14 protein-coding genes and 1 other RNA gene are annotated in these 14,954 nt (G+C 61.0%); 7 read left to right on the forward strand and 8 right to left on the reverse strand.

What is annotated here, in order from left to right; all coding sequences use genetic code 11:
- The first annotated feature begins 466 nt into the window (after nt 1-466).
- Nucleotides 467-1,399: a TIGR01212 family radical SAM protein gene (locus ACSBQQ_RS20145; RefSeq protein ID WP_033649003.1), complete on the forward strand. Its 933-nt coding sequence runs from the start codon at nt 467-469 to the stop codon at nt 1,397-1,399.
- Here ACSBQQ_RS20145 and ACSBQQ_RS20150 read toward each other — a convergent pair.
- Nucleotides 1,394-2,101, reverse strand: a complete 708-nt coding sequence (locus tag ACSBQQ_RS20150; RefSeq protein WP_033649004.1) for an acid phosphatase — start codon at nt 2,099-2,101, stop codon at nt 1,394-1,396. The genes ACSBQQ_RS20145 and ACSBQQ_RS20150 overlap by 6 nt on opposite strands.
- A gap of 411 nt (nt 2,102-2,512) precedes the next feature.
- Here ACSBQQ_RS20150 and arcB point away from each other — a divergent pair, with 411 nt between their 5' ends.
- The 3 genes from arcB (at nt 2,513) to mtgA (ending at nt 6,471) form a co-directional block, all read left to right on the forward strand.
- A complete protein-coding gene (gene arcB, locus ACSBQQ_RS20155; protein WP_033649005.1) occupies nt 2,513-4,852 on the forward strand; it encodes an aerobic respiration two-component sensor histidine kinase ArcB in 2,340 nt (779 codons plus the stop codon).
- A 237-nt stretch (nt 4,853-5,089) separates the two neighbouring features.
- A complete protein-coding gene (elbB, locus tag ACSBQQ_RS20160; protein WP_049196178.1) occupies nt 5,090-5,743 on the forward strand; it encodes an isoprenoid biosynthesis glyoxalase ElbB in 654 nt (217 codons plus the stop codon).
- The gene (gene mtgA / locus ACSBQQ_RS20165; RefSeq protein WP_033636115.1) at nt 5,740-6,471 is read left to right on the forward strand and encodes a monofunctional biosynthetic peptidoglycan transglycosylase; all 732 of its coding nucleotides are present in this window, start codon (nt 5,740-5,742) and stop codon (nt 6,469-6,471) included. Before elbB ends, mtgA begins: the two co-directional genes overlap by 4 nt.
- Before the next feature lie 39 nt (nt 6,472-6,510).
- On the opposite strand, the gene dolP is transcribed toward mtgA, so the two are convergent.
- Genes dolP through ACSBQQ_RS20185 form a run of 4 tightly spaced genes read right to left on the reverse strand, consistent with a single transcriptional unit; the run spans nt 6,511 to nt 10,124 of the window.
- The gene (gene dolP / locus ACSBQQ_RS20170; protein WP_033636114.1) at nt 6,511-7,086 is read right to left on the reverse strand and encodes a division/outer membrane stress-associated lipid-binding lipoprotein; all 576 of its coding nucleotides are present in this window, start codon (nt 7,084-7,086) and stop codon (nt 6,511-6,513) included.
- A 9-nt stretch (nt 7,087-7,095) separates the two neighbouring features.
- Nucleotides 7,096-7,686 (reverse strand): DnaA initiator-associating protein DiaA, encoded by a 591-nt coding sequence (gene diaA / locus ACSBQQ_RS20175; RefSeq protein ID WP_004937103.1) that lies wholly within the window; start codon nt 7,684-7,686, stop codon nt 7,096-7,098.
- Between the two features lie 51 nt (nt 7,687-7,737).
- Nucleotides 7,738-8,091, reverse strand: coding sequence for a YraN family protein (locus ACSBQQ_RS20180; protein ID WP_086556960.1), 354 nt, complete (start codon nt 8,089-8,091; stop codon nt 7,738-7,740).
- Nucleotides 8,088-10,124, reverse strand: a complete 2,037-nt coding sequence (locus ACSBQQ_RS20185; RefSeq protein ID WP_041036809.1) for a penicillin-binding protein activator — start codon at nt 10,122-10,124, stop codon at nt 8,088-8,090. Before ACSBQQ_RS20185 ends, ACSBQQ_RS20180 begins: the two co-directional genes overlap by 4 nt.
- Before the next feature lie 62 nt (nt 10,125-10,186).
- Between ACSBQQ_RS20185 and rsmI the strand changes: the two genes are divergently transcribed.
- Nucleotides 10,187-11,050, forward strand: coding sequence for a 16S rRNA (cytidine(1402)-2'-O)-methyltransferase (rsmI, locus tag ACSBQQ_RS20190; RefSeq protein ID WP_004937108.1), 864 nt, complete (start codon nt 10,187-10,189; stop codon nt 11,048-11,050).
- 41 nt (nt 11,051-11,091) lie between these two features.
- An RNA gene (gene rnpB, locus ACSBQQ_RS20195) (RNase P RNA component class A) lies at nt 11,092-11,469 on the forward strand.
- A 57-nt stretch (nt 11,470-11,526) separates the two neighbouring features.
- Here the strand turns inward: rnpB and ACSBQQ_RS20200 are convergent.
- Nucleotides 11,527-12,228 (reverse strand): pirin family protein, encoded by a 702-nt coding sequence (locus ACSBQQ_RS20200; protein WP_060424694.1) that lies wholly within the window; start codon nt 12,226-12,228, stop codon nt 11,527-11,529.
- 107 nt (nt 12,229-12,335) lie between these two features.
- On the opposite strand from ACSBQQ_RS20200, the gene ACSBQQ_RS20205 reads away from it, so the two are divergent.
- Entirely contained in the window at nt 12,336-13,232 is an 897-nt protein-coding gene (locus tag ACSBQQ_RS20205) for a LysR family transcriptional regulator (protein WP_004937113.1), read from the forward strand.
- Between the two features lie 50 nt (nt 13,233-13,282).
- Here the strand turns inward: ACSBQQ_RS20205 and ACSBQQ_RS20210 are convergent, their stop codons facing one another.
- Both ACSBQQ_RS20210 and ACSBQQ_RS20215 read right to left on the reverse strand, forming a co-directional pair.
- Entirely contained in the window at nt 13,283-14,269 is a 987-nt protein-coding gene (locus ACSBQQ_RS20210) for a glutathione S-transferase family protein (RefSeq protein WP_033649007.1), read from the reverse strand.
- Nucleotides 14,270-14,339: 70 nt separating this feature from the next.
- Nucleotides 14,340-14,735 (reverse strand): DoxX family protein, encoded by a 396-nt coding sequence (locus ACSBQQ_RS20215; RefSeq protein ID WP_004937119.1) that lies wholly within the window; start codon nt 14,733-14,735, stop codon nt 14,340-14,342.
- Nucleotides 14,736-14,954 lie beyond the last annotated feature (219 nt).

Below are 14,954 nucleotides of genomic sequence, written 5' to 3' on the forward strand. Positions count from 1 at the left end.
CCAGCGGACTTCCAACTTAGCGAGAAAGAATTCGCAGGTCAAATGTGGGCTTAAGATAGATTCTTATCGAATTTATGGTATTTATTTATTTGAAAAATAAGGTGTTTAATGCATTTTTGCACTATCGTGGGGCAACGCCGATCCCCGCAGAAGTGTGAGCTGTCTCACTATAGTGCAACCCCTTAATCTCTGCACCATGCTAGTGCGGGGGTTAATGTCAGAGTTTTATTCTATAAGATATTGCTTGGTTGATGTTTATGACTATTTTTCACCGTGTTGTCATATTGCCGTTAACGGTTGCGTGACGATTAGAATAATTCATCAGAATTATAGTGAATTGATTTGCGTTTATGATGAATAGTTATGCTTGGTGGCGCCTTGCGGGGAAAGCGTTGATCTCTGTCATCGCGGGAAAAGCCGTTTCTTATTAGCATCGCGGCTTTGAACACAGAGAATCACCAAGATTATGCAGTTGCCGCAATTAGTCAATATGTTTGGCGCAGATCTCCAGCGCCGCCATGGCGAAAAGATCCATAAACTCACGCTGCATGGCGGATTCAGCTGCCCTAACCGCGACGGCACGTTGGGGCGCGGCGGCTGTACGTTTTGCAACGTCGCTTCATTCGCCGATGAGGCGATGCAGCGGCAAAGTATCGCCGAACAGCTGGCGCAGCAGGCCGCGCGGGTCGACCGGGCGCGGCGCTATCTGGCCTATTTTCAGGCCTATACCAGCACCTATGCGGAGGTCGAACTGCTGGCGTCGATGTATCGGCAGGCGTTGGCGCAGAGCGACATGGTCGGCCTGTGCGTCGGCACTCGCCCGGACTGCGTGCCGTCCGCCGCATTGGATCTGCTGACGGGGTATCGCGAAGAGGGTTATGAAGTGTGGCTGGAACTGGGGCTGCAGACGGCGCACGATAAAACGCTCAAACGCATCAACCGCGGCCATGATTTCCGCTGCTATCAGCAGACCGCGCAACGGGCTCGGCAGCGCGGGCTGAAGGTGTGCTGCCATCTGATCGTCGGGCTGCCGGGAGAAACCCAGCGCGATCATCTGCTCACGCTGCAGCGGGTGGTGGAGAGCGGCGTGGATGGCATCAAGCTGCATCCGCTGCACGTCGTTACCGGCAGCACCCTGGCCCGCGCGTGGCGCGCCGGGCGCTTGTCCGAACTGGCGCTGGAAGATTACGCCGTCAGCGCCGGGGAGATGATCCGCCACACGCCGGGCGAGGTGGTGTATCACCGCCTGTCCGCCAGCGCCCGTCGGCCTACGCTGCTGGCGCCGCTGTGGTGCGAAAACCGCTGGCGCGGCATGCAGGCGGTGGGCGCTTATCTGCAGCAATACGGCGGGCAGGGCAGCGCGCTGGATGCCGCCCTGCATTATTCACCGACGTTATAACTGCAGGTTGGCGCGCACCTCCACGCGGGCGCGCTGCAGATCGGCCTGCAGCTGCGGATTCGCCAGCAGTCGTGCGGCGAGCGCCGTCGCCGCCAACTTGCCGCCTTCAAGATCGCTCGGGTAGTGAACGCCGGCAATCACCCGGCTTTGCGCATTGCTTGCCGCCCGCTCAAACAGCGCGCTGCGTTTTTCCGGCACCATCTGCGCCAACAGGAGCGCCGTCAGGTAGCTGTCCATCGCGTGTCCGCTAGGGTAGGAATCGCCTTCCGGCGGCGGCAGCAGCGGTTTCACGCGGCTGTCGGCCTCATAGGGGCGCGGGCGGCCATAGAAGGCCTTGGCGGGCATCAGGCTTTGTTCAAAGTCCTGATAGACCCGGCGGAACAGGGCGGCGGTGAGCGGATGGCGATCGACGGTAAAGGTCGGGCCGAAGATCTCGCGGGCGAAGGGGAAGGCGGCGTCTTCCAGGTGGTCATCCCGCTTGGCTTTGGCGATTTGTTCCGCCGTGCGGTTAGCCTGAATGGCCAGCACCGCCTGCAGATCCGCCCGATTCTGCGGCGTATCCGTTGAAGGTGGCGGCGGCAACAGCGTGGCGATTTGCCGTTGCTCTGCACTCAGATAGCCGGTCACGGCAGTGGCGGCCTTCAGGGGCAAAATAACGGTCAAAGACAGGACGAACAGGGTAGTGCGATAGATGGTTAACATGGTCAATCCTCACGTCAGGGAAATGAGGAAGCCTGCCGGGCTGGCCACAACGCTGCTGCCGGTGAAAGTAAACCGCGGGATAACATCCTTTCCCTTACTTCAAGCCTCAGGGCTTCGCTATCCGTGTCTGCTAAAGCATGCGTCATGCACGGTGCATCATTAATATATTAACGGAAAGGCCTTCTCAAGCGGCTGAGGTGTGGGGTGCGTCACATAAAAAGTCTTTTAGTTACAAGTGATTAATCCCTAAGTATGAGCGGATTGATCAACGTGCTTTTCCACGGTGTCGACGGCAATGAACCGCCCGATGCACGCCAGACGCCGCTATTTTCCGTTAGCAGGACTTGACTCTCAGACACGGCGGAAAAATTTACGGTATGATTCAAAAGATTGTGTCTGATGGGAGCCGCTATGAAGCAAATCCGGGTGTTGGCCCAGTACTACGTTGATTTAATGGTGAAACTGGGGTTGGTGCGCTTCTCGCTGCTGCTGGCCTCGGCGCTGGTGGTGCTGGCGATGGTGGTGCAGATGGCGGTGACCATGCTGCTGCGCGGCGAAGTGGAAAGCATCGACGTGGTGCGTTCAATCTTCTTCGGCCTGTTGATCACCCCGTGGGCGGTCTACTTCCTCTCGGTGGTGGTGGAGCAGCTGGAGGAGTCGCGCCAACGGCTGGCGCGGCTGGTGGACAAGCTGGAAGAGATGCGCCACCGCGATCTGGAGCTCAATCAGCAGCTCAAAGACAATATCAGCCAGCTGAATCAGGAGATCGCCGATCGCATCAAGGCGGAAGAAGAGCGCCTGCAGGTGATGGAGAAGCTGACGGAAGAGATGGAACAGCGCGAGCTGGCGCAGATTGAGCTGGGCCAGCAGTCGGCGCTGCTGCGTTCCTTCCTCGACGCCTCGCCGGACCTGGTCTACTACCGCAACGAAGACAAAGAGTTCTCCGGCTGCAACCGCGCGATGGAGCTGCTGACCGGCAAGAGCGAGAAGCAGCTGATCGGCCTGACGCCGTTCGACGTCTACGGCCAGGAGATCGCCGAAAAGGTCATTGAGACCGACGAGAAGGTGTTCCGCCACAACGTCTCGCTGACCTACGAACAATGGCTGGTGTATCCCGACGGCCGCAAGGCCTGTTTCGAACTGCGCAAGGTGCCGTTTTACGACCGGGTGGGCAAACGCCACGGGCTGATGGGCTTCGGCCGCGATATTACCGAGCGTAAGCGCTACCAGGACGCGCTGGAGAACGCCAGCCGGGAGAAGACCACCTTTATCTCCACCATCAGCCACGAGCTGCGTACGCCGCTTAACGGCATCGTCGGCCTGAGCCGCATCCTGCTCGATACCGAGCTGAACGACGAGCAGCTGAAATACCTGAAGACCATTCACGTCAGCGCCATCACCCTCGGCAATATCTTCAACGACATTATCGAAATGGACAAGCTCGAGCGGCGCAAGGTGCAGCTCGACAACCAGCCGGTGGACTTCACCGGTTTCCTCGCGGATCTGGAGAATCTCTCCGGCCTGCTGGCGCAGCCGAAAGGGCTGCAGTTCATCATGGAGCCGCAAACGCCGCTGCCACAGCAGATCGTGACCGACGGCACGCGCCTGCGGCAGATTTTGTGGAACCTGATCGGCAACGCGGTGAAATTTACCCAGCAGGGGCAAATCGTGGTGCGCGTGCGGCGCGAGGCGCAGGAGAAGCTGGTGTTCGAGGTGGAAGACTCGGGCATGGGCATCCCGCAGGACGAGCAGGACAAGATCTTCGCCATGTATTACCAGGTGAAAGATCAGCGCGGCGGCCGCCCGGCCACCGGCACCGGCATCGGGCTGGCGGTCTCCAAGCGGCTGGCGCAGAGCATGGGCGGCGACATCACCGTGCGCAGCGAACAGGGGCACGGTTCTTGCTTCACTCTGACCATCCAGGCGCCGGCGGTGCAGGAAGCCGTCAGCGCGGCGCCGGAGGAAGAGGAGCTGCCGTTGCCGGCGCTGCACATCCTGCTGGTGGAGGATATCGAACTGAACGTGATCGTGGCGCGCTCGGTGCTGGAGAAGCTGGGCAACAGCGTCGAGGTGGCGATGAACGGCCACGATGCGCTGGCGATGTTCGATCCGGACGAGTTCGATCTGGTGCTGCTAGACATTCAACTGCCGGACATGACCGGGCTGGACATCGCCCGGGCGCTGCGTGAGCGCTATGCCGGTCAGGCGCTGCCGCCGCTGGTTGCGCTGACCGCCAACGTGCTGAAAGACAAAAAAGAGTACCTCGAGGCGGGCATGGACGATGTGCTGAGCAAGCCGCTGTCGGTGCCGGCGTTGACCCAGGTCATCAAACACTATTGGGATCATCAACCTTCTCACACTTCAAAGAAAACGGAGCACAAGGCGATGCAGATTAATGAGTCGTTACTCGATACCGCGATGCTGGAACAGTACATGGATCTGGTTGGCCCGCAGCTGATCCACCAAAGCCTGGAAATGTTCGAACAGATGATGCCGGGCTATCTGGCGGTGCTGGACTCCAACATGACGGCGCGCGATCAGAAAGGTATCACCGAGGAAGGGCACAAGATCAAGGGCGCCGCCGGTTCGGTCGGTCTGCGCCATCTGCAGCAGCTGGCTCAGCAGATTCAAACGCCGACGCTGCCGGCCTGGTGGGATAACGTGCAGGATTGGGTGGATGAGTTGAAGCAAGAGTGGCGCAACGACGTGCAGGTACTGCGGGCTTGGGTAGAGAACGCTGAAAAAAAATGACCCCGACCTAAGCCGGGGTGCGCGAATATTGCGCCAACACCAGGGAAATTGTGAACCTGCGTATTGGTTTCAGTGTTCTGGTCGAGCAGGTTGTAGCGAATTCCTAAACATCATACAGCCAACAACATAGCAAATGTAAGCGCTCTTGTTAGAAGATTCATTAAAATGTGTGATGTAGATTAGTGTTTGTCAACTCCGAGTACGAACCAGTTGACAGCAGCGACAGGAGTAAGAGTGATGAAAAAGGTGGGTGTAGTCCTCAGCGGCAGCGGCGTTTATGACGGTACGGAGATCCATGAAGCGGTGCTGACGCTGCTGGCGTTGGATCGTGCCGGCGCGCAGGCGGTGTGCTTTGCGCCTGATAAACCACAACGCCATGTTATTAATCACTTATCGGGTGATGAGATGGCGGAGACGCGCAATGTCCTGATTGAGTCGGCGCGCATTGCCCGCGGCGCGGTGCAGCCGCTGACGCTGGCGGAGGCCGCGCAGCTGGATGCGCTGATCGTGCCCGGCGGCTTTGGCGCCGCCAAGAACCTCAGCAATTTCGCCGAAGCCGGCGCGGAATGTTGGGTCGATGAAGATTTGGCGCGCCTGACGCGCGAGATGCATAAGGCCAACAAACCAATTGGCCTGATGTGCATCGCGCCGGCGCTGTTGCCGAAACTGCTGGATCAACAAGCGCGGCTGACCATTGGCAACGATCCGGACCTGGGGGAAGTGATTGACGCCATGGGCGGCGAACCGGTGATTTGCCCGGTGGACGACATCGTGGTGGACAGCGATCACAAGATCGTGACCACGCCGGCCTATATGCTGGCGCCGTCGATCGCGCAGGCGGCCCTCGGCATCGATAAGCTGGTGGCGCGGGTGCTGGAACTGGCTGAATGAGAAAATCGCTCGGCGGATGGCGGCGGCTGCGCCCGTGGTATTGGCTGAAGCGCGGCGTCATCGCGATCCTCGGCCTGTGGGCGTTGGGCATTGTGCTCTTCGCCTTCCTGCCGGTGCCGTTTTCCGCCGTGATGGTGGAGAGGCAAGTCAGCGCCTGGCTGAGCGGCGACTTCGGCTACGTCGCCCATTCGGACTGGGTGTCGATGGACGACATCTCGCCGCAAATGGCGCTGGCGGTGATGGCGGCGGAGGATCAGAAGTTTCCAGACCATTGGGGCTTCGACGTGGCGGCCATTGAAAAGGCGCTCAGCCACAACGAGAAGCGCCCGACGCGCATCCGCGGCGCCTCCACGCTGTCGCAGCAAACCGCCAAGAACCTGTTTCTGTGGGATGGCCGCAGCTGGCTGCGCAAAGGGCTGGAGGCCGGATTGACGTCGGGCATCGAGCTGGTGTGGACCAAACGGCGCATTCTGACGGTGTATCTGAACATCGTCGAGTTCGGCGACGGGGTATTCGGCGTGGAGGAGGCTTCACAGCGCTTTTTCCATAAGCCGGCTAAACGGCTGAGCGCGGCCGAGGCGGCGCTGCTGGCGGCGGTATTGCCGAATCCGCATCGTTTCAGGGCCGATGCGCCGTCCGGCTATGTGGTGCAGCGTCAACAGTGGATCATGCGCCAGATGCGGCAACTGGGCGGGGAAGCGTTTTTACGCGAGAACTCGCTGGATTAAACCGGCGGGAACGGCAGGGCGCCGTTCCCGCCAAGCGGATTACTTCACATAGGTAAAGGCGGTGGTGACGTGCTTCACGCCGCTGACCTGGCTGGCTATCTGCGCCGCCGACTGCCCTTCCTGCTGCGTGACCAGGCCCAGCAAGAACACTTCGCCGTTTTCGGTAGTGACCTTCACGTTGGACGATTTCACCGTATCGCTGGTCAACAGCTGCGAACGCACCTTGGTGGTGATCCAGGTGTCGGAGGACGCGGTGCTGAGGCTGACCGGCGTGCCCTGACGGATTTCGTTATACACTTCGCTCGTGCCTTCCACGCCCATGGCGATCTGCTTGGCGCGCGCGGTGAGATCGGCGTTAGGCGACTGGCCGGTCAACAGCACCTTGCCCTGATAGGCGGTGGCGACCACCCGGGCATCTTTCTTCAACTGCTGGTCTTTGCTCAGGGCGTTTTCGACCCTGGCTTCCAGCGTGCCGTCATCCACCTGGGTCCCTACGCTGCGCGGGTCGGTGGCGGTTTTGGTGGCGACGGCCGCACTGCCGACGACGACGCCGGCGATACAGCCTTGCAACAGCAGGGCGCTGGACAGCACTGCAAATGTGGCTTTTAGCTTCATCTCAGTTCCTTAATCGTCCTGGTGGGGGAATAACGTGTTGTCTATCAGGTCGCACAGGCAGTTTACGGTCAGCATATGCATTTCCTGAATGCGTGAGCTGCGGTGCGACGGGATGCGGATCTCGACGTCCTGCTGGCCGAGCAGCCCGGCCAGCTCGCCGCCGTCGTAGCCGGTGAGCGCGACGATGGTCATATCGCGCGTGACGGCCGCCTCGACCGCTTTCACAATATCACGGCTGTTGCCGCGGGTGGAAATCGCCAGCAGCACGTCGCCGGTGTGCCCGAGCGCGCGCACCTGCTTGGCGTACACTTCGTCGTGCAGCCGATCGTTGCTGATCGCCGTCAGCACCACGTTGTCGGCGTTGAGGGCGATGGCCGGCAGGCTGGGGCGCTCGGTTTCAAAACGGTTGATCATACTGGCGGCGAAGTGCTGCGCGTTGGCCGCCGAGGTGCCGTTGCCGCAGCACAGGATTTTGTTGCCGTTGAGTAAGGATTGAACCAGCGTCATCGCAGCGCGGGAAATGGCGTCCGGCAATGCTTCCGCCGCCGCAATCTGGGTTTGGATGCTTTCGGTAAAACAGACTTTAATTCTATCCAGCACGTTGTATTAATCCACTAAGTCAAAGGGCCGGTCTGCGCCGCAAAACCCCGATTAATCCGCATTGAAGGCGTTGGGTATCCATTCTAACTGGCTACCGGTAATGGCCAAAACATCAAAACGGCAAGATGATGTGTCAAAACTGGCTCCGCGCCCCGCCAGCCAGACGGCGGCGGCGTGCAGCAACCGCCGTTGTTTGCGAAAGGTGACGCTGGCGGCCGCGCCGCCGAAGGCGTCGTTGCGGCGGTAGCGCACTTCGACGAATACCCAGGTAGCGCCGTCGCGCATGATGAGGTCGAGCTCACCGCCGCGCACCGCGACGTTGGCGGCGCAGAAGGTGAGCCCGGCGTGTTCCAGGTGACGGCGGGCCAGTAACTCATAGCCCGCCCCTGAGGCGCGTGGGTTCAAGAGACCGGAACGACCGTGCCCTGACGGTATTGCAGCCAAGGCAGCTTACGGTTGATCACGCAGTTCGGCGACGCGCTCAGCATACCGGTGGTGCCGGAAACCTGGAAGCCCGGCAGCTGGCGCATTTCAGCAAAGTGGTTGGCCAATGTCCAGGCATCCATCCCCATCGCATACAGGCGCACCAGCGAGTAGTCGTTGCGGAAGCGCGCGCTGGCCTGCTGCAACAGCTGAGGGTTTGAACCGGCCAGCAGCGGGATATCGCTAAACTGCAGGCCTTCCATTTCCAGACGGAAGTCCGGGCCGGCGCCTGCCTGGTAGCTGCGCGAGCTGGCGTACATCGCCGGCTTGCCGCGCGAGCTGGTGGCCATGTCGATCATCGGTTTGATCAGCGTCAGCTGAGACTGCGTGGCGACGATATACACCGCGTCGACGCCGCCGGTTGCGGCGGGCACGTCGCTCGGCGGCGCCGGAATGGTCAACCCGGCGATGGTCACGCTCTGCGGCGCCGGGGCGCTCGACATCGGCGTGCCGGTCATGCGGATGCCGCCGCTGTTCACCATCTGGCGCAGCTCGCCGGCGGAGCCGATGTCCTGACGTAGCACGGTTTGCCCGCCTTGCTTCTGCCATTCCTGGTTAAAGGCCTTGGCGACGCGATCGCCGAAGGCGCCGCGCGGCACCAGCAGCAGCGGTTGACGCTTCTGCTGTTCCCAGATGTGGCGAGCGGCGTCGCGCGCTTCATCTTCCGGCGACAGGGCGAAGTAACAGATGTTCAGGTTGTCCTTCGGCGTTTCCGGCTGGTTGAGCGCCAGCACGTTCAGCGTAGTGGTGCTGGCGGACAGCTGATCGACGTTCTCTTTCAGTAGCGGCCCGACCACCAGGGTAGCACCATCCTGCTGCGCCTGGCTCAGCAAGGCGGCCAGCGGCTGGCTGGTGGTGTCGTACACTTTGACCTGCGCGTTGGCGGCCTGCGGCGGCGTTATCGGCGCGCTGGACGGCGCCGCGGGTTGCGCGGCGGTCACGGCAGGCTGGCTTTCTTGCGCCGAAGGGCTGACCGCGCCGTTGGCGTTGATGTCACCCGTGGCGGCCTGATCGGCCGGCGCCGTTTGGGCCGGTGCGCTGGCCGGTGGCGCGGCTTGAGGCTGCGGCGCCGGCATGGAACCGCCGTTTTTCGCCGCTTCGAAGCCTTGCTGGATGGCGTCGGCGAACACTTTCGCCTGGCCGTTCAACGGCAGCAGCAGGGCGATTTTCGAGGTGGAGGCCTGGGTGAAGTTCAGCACCTGGTTCAGGCGAGCCGGCAGCGTTTTGGCCGCCGGGTTCTTCGGATAACGGTTCTGCCAGTCTTTGATGCCGGCCTTCAGCAGATCGGGATCCTGCTTGTTGTCCTGATAGACGCGCAGCAGATCCAGCCAGCCTTGCAGCACGTTCTCGTCGGCGTTGATCACCAGGCTGTTCATCTCCTGCGGCGTCAGCTGCAGCAGCGCCTGCCAGGTCTGATCCAGGTTGTCCTGATGCGGTTTGCCGGTCAGCAACGGCTCCTGAGCGATATAGGCGCGGATCAACGGCAGCGACGCTTTGCCCTGATTGGCGGCGATCTGCGCCTGGTAGTAGCGCACCTTCTGATTCGGCGACAGCGAACCGCTGTCCAGGTGGCCCAGCGTGCTGCGGGCGCTGACGTAGCTCTTGTTGGCGATCTGCAGTTCGGCGGTCAGCAACTGGCGTTCAGTCTGCTGCGCGCCGCTGAGGTTTTTCGGCAGCTGATTCAACTGGTCGCCGGCCTGCGGCAGTTTTCCTTCACGCAGCAAGGCGCGAATAGCAAGTAATTGCCAGTCAGCCTTGTTATCATCGCTGCTTTGCTGCAACTGCTGCAGGTAGTAATCGGAGCTGGCGCTCGCTTCGTCCTGTATATTGGCGGGCGGCGTTTGCGGGGCCCGACTTGGGCAGCCCGCCAGGAAAAGGGCTGCCGCGATGACTGCGGTAAGTCGGACAGGCTTGGAACGCCCTGCTTTGGTACGAACGAATGTTGAGGAAAGCATACTGTATCCAGTGATGTTTTTTTCAAGATGCTCAATATTAAATCGGCAACCCGGATGAAACAATGAATCAACACCAACAATCAGTCATTTCTGCATCAACGCTGTATGTGGTGCCCACCCCAATCGGCAATCTGGGCGATATCACCCACCGCGCGTTAGAGGTACTGAAAAGCGTTGATCTGATCGCGGCGGAAGACACGCGCCATACCGGATTGCTGCTGCAACACTTCGCGATCAACGCGCGTCTGTTCGCGCTGCATGACCACAACGAACAGCAAAAGGCCGATCAGCTGCTGGCGAAACTGCAGGAGGGCCAGAGCATCGCGCTGGTGTCCGACGCCGGCACGCCGCTGATCAACGATCCCGGTTATCACCTGGTGCGCCGCTGCCGCGAGGCCGGCATTCGCGTGGTGCCGCTGCCGGGTGCCTGCGCCGCCACCACCGCGCTGTGCGCTGCGGGCGTCGCTTCCGACCGTTTCTGCTACGAGGGCTTCCTGCCGGCGAAAACCAAGGGGCGCAAGGATACGCTGATGGCGCTGGCGGAGGAACCGCGCACGCTGATTTTCTACGAGTCCACTCACCGCCTGCTGGAAAGCCTGCAGGACATGGTCACCGTCTGGGGGCCGCAGCGCTATGTGGTGCTGGCGCGCGAGCTGACCAAAACCTGGGAATCCATCCACGGCGCGCCGGTGGGCGAGCTGCTGGCATGGGTTCAGGAAGATGAAGTGCGCCGCCGCGGCGAGATGGTGCTGATCGTCGAAGGCCACAAGGCGCAGGAGGATGCGCTGCCGCTCGAGGCGCTGCGCACGCTGGCGCTGCTGCAAAAAGAGCTGCCGCTGAAAAAGGCGGCGGCGCTGGCGGCGGAAATCCACGGCGTGAAGAAAAATGCGCTGTATAAGCACGCGCTGGAGCAACAACAGCCGTAAAGCGGTTGACCTGCCGCCGCCGCGACGCTACTATCCGCGCCGGAGTTGACCAGACAGTCGCCGCTTCATTGCCGTCCTCTTCGGGGAGACAGATGGAGGGGAGGAAAGTCCGGGCTCCATAGGGCAGGGTGCCAGGTAACGCCTGGGAGGCGCAAGCCTACGACTAGTGCAACAGAGAGCAAACCGCCGATGGCCCGCGCAAGCGGGATCAGGTAAGGGTGAAAGGGTGCGGTAAGAGCGCACCGCGCGGCTGGCAACAGTTCGTGGCACGGTAAACTCCACCCGGAGCAAGGCCAAATAGGGGTTCACATGGTACGGCCCGTACTGAACCCGGGTAGGCTGCTTGAGCCAGTGAGCGATTGCTGGCCTAGAGGAATGACTGTCCACGACAGAACCCGGCTTACCGGTCAACTCCCTCGACAAAAGAAAACCCCGCGCAACGCCAGTTGCGCGGGGTTTTTCGTTTTCCGGCCGGCTTACACCGGCAGATCAATCAGCAGTGCGCGCAGCGGCGTCTCGGCGCGGATCGTCAGGCGATTCTCCTCGCGCACGAAGGCGCCGTCGCCGCAGGTCAGGCGCTGCGCTTCGTGGCGCTCGCCGGTGGCGGCGATGGTGCCGTGAATCGACTGCAAATAGGCGCGTGGCCCGTTAATCGTCAGCGTTTGTTCTTCGCCCGGCTGCAGATCGAGATGGTGGATCCAAACCTGCTGGCGCAGCTGCAGGCTGCCCTGCGCGCCGTCCGGCGAGGCCAGCAGCAGGTTGCCTGCCGCCGGCAGCGTCAGGCGCTGCACCCGCTCGTTGTTACGTTCCGGGCAGGCGTCCAGCCACAGCTGCAGGCGGGTTAGCGGCGTATCGCTGCTGACGTTTTGTTCGCTGTAGCTCAGGCCCGGCTGGGTGGCCAGCAGCAGCGCTTCGCCGGCTTTGGCGCGCGCGGCGTTGCCGTCGCTGTCGCGGTATTCCGCCTCGCCCTGCAGGATCAGGTTCAGGATATCCACGCTGGGATAGGTGCGCGGCTGGAACGACGCGCCCGGCGCCAGCACCTCCTGATTCAGCACCCGCAGCGACGCGTAGCCCATCAGTTTGGGATCGAAGTAGTGACCAAAGGAAAAGGTGTAGCGAGCCTGCAGCCAACCAAAGTCAGCTTGCCCGCATTGTTGTGCTGTTCTGCATGTAATCATGGCAATCGGCTCTCTAAATTCATTATCCAAATGGTAAGCATCTGGACGTCGGATTGTTAGCCAGTTAATCTGGTCAGCATATTCAAATTTCCTGACAGAGGGATGTGATGGCCAGAGATCGGGCGCTCACGCTTGAGGCGCTGAGAGTGATGGACGCGATCGACCGGCGCGGCAGCTTCGCCGCGGCCGCCGACGAACTGGGCCGGGTGCCGTCGGCGCTCAGCTACACCATGCAAAAATTGGAAGAAGAATTGGACGTGGTGCTGTTCGACCGTTCGGGCCACCGCACCAAGTTCACCAATGTGGGGCGCATGTTGCTGGAACGCGGGCGGGTGCTGCTGGAAGCGGCCGACAAGCTGACCACCGACGCCGAAGCGTTGGCGCGCGGTTGGGAAACTCACCTGACCATCGTCAGCGAAGCGCTGTCGCCGCCGAGCCTGCTGTTCCCGCTGGTGGACAAGCTGGCGCTGAAGGCCAACACCCAGGTGTCGATTTTCACCGAGGTGCTGGCGGGCGCCTGGGAACGGCTGGAGCAGGGGCGCGCCGACATCGTGATCGCGCCGGACATGCACTTCCGCGCGTCGTCGGAGATCAACACCCGCAAACTGTACAAGGTGATGAGCGTTTATGTCGCCGCGCCGGATCACCCGATCCATCAGGAGCCGGAGCCGTTGTCCGAGGTGACCCGCGTGAAGTACCGCGGCATCGCGGTGGCGGATACCGCCCGCGAGCGCCCGGTGTTGACCGTACAGCTGCTGGATAAACAACAGCGCCTGACGGTGAGCACCATCGAAGACAAACGCCTGGCGCTGCTGGCCGGGCTGGGGGTGGCGACCATGCCCTACCCGATGGTGGAGAAAGATATCGAAGCCGGGCGGCTGCGCGTGGTGGGGCCGGAATACAGCCGCGAAGCCGATATCATCATGGCCTGGCGGCGCGACAGCATGGGGGAGGCGAAGGCCTGGTTCCTGCGCGAAATTCCGCGCCTGTTCGCACAGCGTTAACGCCGGTTGGATGACATCCCCTTGCCGGGCGGCAAGGGGATTTTTTTGCCTTAGCCGAAGCGCTGGTCGCGGCCGTGCGGCTCGTCCAGATCCTGCGCCGGCCCGATGGAAATGATGCCGTGCGGGTTGATGGTGGCGTGGCTGCGGTAGTAGTGGTTGCGAATGTGCGGCAGGCTGACCGTCTCGGCGATGCCCGGCATCTGGTAGATGTCGCGCAGGAAACCGTACAGGTTCAGGTAGTCGCTGATGCGGTGTTTGTCGCACTTGAAGTGGGTGACGTACACCGGATCGAAGCGCACCAGCGTGGTCCACAGGCGCAGGTCGGCTTCGGTCAGCCGATCGCCGGTCAGGTAGCGGTGCTGCCCCAGGATCTGCTCCAGGCGTTCGAGCGCGCTGAAGACCCCGCTGACCGCGTCGTCATACGCTTCCTGGCTGGTGGCGAAACCGGCCTTGTACACGCCGTTGTTCACTTGATCGTAAATCCAACCGTTCAGCTCATCGATTTTGCCGCGCAGATCGGCCGGGTAGTAATCGCCCGCGCGGGCGCCCACGCCGTCAAACGCGCTGTTGAACATGCGGATGATATCGGCGGATTCGTTGCTGACGATGGTTTGCTGCTGTTTATCCCACAGCACCGGCACGGTTACGCGCCCGCTGTAGTGCGGATCGGCCCGCAGGTAGATTTGGTACAGGAAATCGGCGTGATACAGCGGATCGCCGGTGGTTTCAGGAAAATCCTGGCCGAAGGTCCAGCCGTTTTCCAGCATCAGCGGGTGCACCACCGAGACCGGAATGATCTGCTCCAGCCCTTTCAGTTTGCGCATCAGCAGCGTGCGGTGCGCCCAGGGGCAGGCGAGGGAAACGTACAGGTGATAACGGCCCGCTTCGGCCTGGAAGCCGCCCGCGCCGTGTTCGCCCGGCTGACCGTCGGCGGTCACCCAATTGCGAAACTGAGCGGTTGAACGTTTGAAACGGCCGCCGGTAGATTTCGTGTCATACCAGATGTCTTGCCAAACGCCATCGACGAGTTGTCCCATGGGAGTCTCCTTGGTGTCCGAGTGAAAAGCGACAGGGCCCGGCATGCCGGGCCCTGAATGACAGTTTAGATTACCATTTCTTGTTCAGAAGACGGTCGATGCTAAAGCCGCCAGGGCCTGCGACCGCCAACACGATGAAGCCGCCGGCGATGGTCAGGTTTTTCATGAACATCAGCTGGTTTACGCCTTCCGCAAAGTCAGTGTGGAACAGCAGCGCGGTCAGAATGGTGAAACCGGCAGTGAACAGCGCCACGGTGCGGGTCAGGAAGCCGAACAGGATCGCCAGACCGCCGCCAAATTCCAGCAGGATGGTCAGTGGCAGCAAGAAGCCAGGCACGCCCATCGATTGCATGTACTGCTGGGTACCGGCATAAGCGTCACCCATTTTGCCGTAGCCTGCCACGATAAACAGGATTGGCATCAGAATACGAGCAACCAACAAACCTGTATCTTCTAATTTTTTCATCATCTACTCCAAAGTGTTTTTGTGTGCCTGTTCGGCGGTAGTCATATCAACGGGCGGTATATTGGGTCTCTCACCCTGTTCGGCCCATATCGTATTGATGGAGTGAATGTTAAGCGGGAAGTGCTCAGGTTGTTAGCAAGTAAAACTGTCGTAATTTTTCAAAAAATCTGAATCTTTAGCGTGCTAATAAACTGACGCTTGTCAGCAGGTTGCCCGGCC

The sequence above is a fragment of the Serratia sp. G204Y genome (assembly GCF_051172435.1).
Classification (GTDB): Bacteria; Pseudomonadota; Gammaproteobacteria; order Enterobacterales; family Enterobacteriaceae; genus Serratia; species Serratia sarumanii.

Excerpts from the sequence above, each read along its gene's own strand:
- ACSBQQ_RS20145 (WP_033649003.1), top strand. The coding sequence starts at position 467 with ATGCAGTTGCCGCAATTAGTCAATATGTTTGGCGCAGATCTCCAGCGC.
- ACSBQQ_RS20150 (WP_033649004.1), bottom strand. The coding sequence starts at position 2,101 with ATGTTAACCATCTATCGCACTACCCTGTTCGTCCTGTCTTTGACCGTT.
- arcB (WP_033649005.1), top strand. The coding sequence starts at position 2,513 with ATGAAGCAAATCCGGGTGTTGGCCCAGTACTACGTTGATTTAATGGTG.
- elbB (WP_049196178.1), top strand. The coding sequence starts at position 5,090 with ATGAAAAAGGTGGGTGTAGTCCTCAGCGGCAGCGGCGTTTATGACGGT.
- mtgA (WP_033636115.1), top strand. The coding sequence starts at position 5,740 with ATGAGAAAATCGCTCGGCGGATGGCGGCGGCTGCGCCCGTGGTATTGG.
- dolP (WP_033636114.1), bottom strand. The coding sequence starts at position 7,086 with ATGAAGCTAAAAGCCACATTTGCAGTGCTGTCCAGCGCCCTGCTGTTG.
- ACSBQQ_RS20185 (WP_041036809.1), bottom strand. The coding sequence starts at position 10,124 with ATGCTTTCCTCAACATTCGTTCGTACCAAAGCAGGGCGTTCCAAGCCT.
- rsmI (WP_004937108.1), top strand. The coding sequence starts at position 10,187 with ATGAATCAACACCAACAATCAGTCATTTCTGCATCAACGCTGTATGTG.
- ACSBQQ_RS20200 (WP_060424694.1), bottom strand. The coding sequence starts at position 12,228 with ATGATTACATGCAGAACAGCACAACAATGCGGGCAAGCTGACTTTGGT.
- ACSBQQ_RS20205 (WP_004937113.1), top strand. The coding sequence starts at position 12,336 with ATGGCCAGAGATCGGGCGCTCACGCTTGAGGCGCTGAGAGTGATGGAC.
- ACSBQQ_RS20210 (WP_033649007.1), bottom strand. The coding sequence starts at position 14,269 with ATGGGACAACTCGTCGATGGCGTTTGGCAAGACATCTGGTATGACACG.
- ACSBQQ_RS20215 (WP_004937119.1), bottom strand. The coding sequence starts at position 14,735 with ATGAAAAAATTAGAAGATACAGGTTTGTTGGTTGCTCGTATTCTGATG.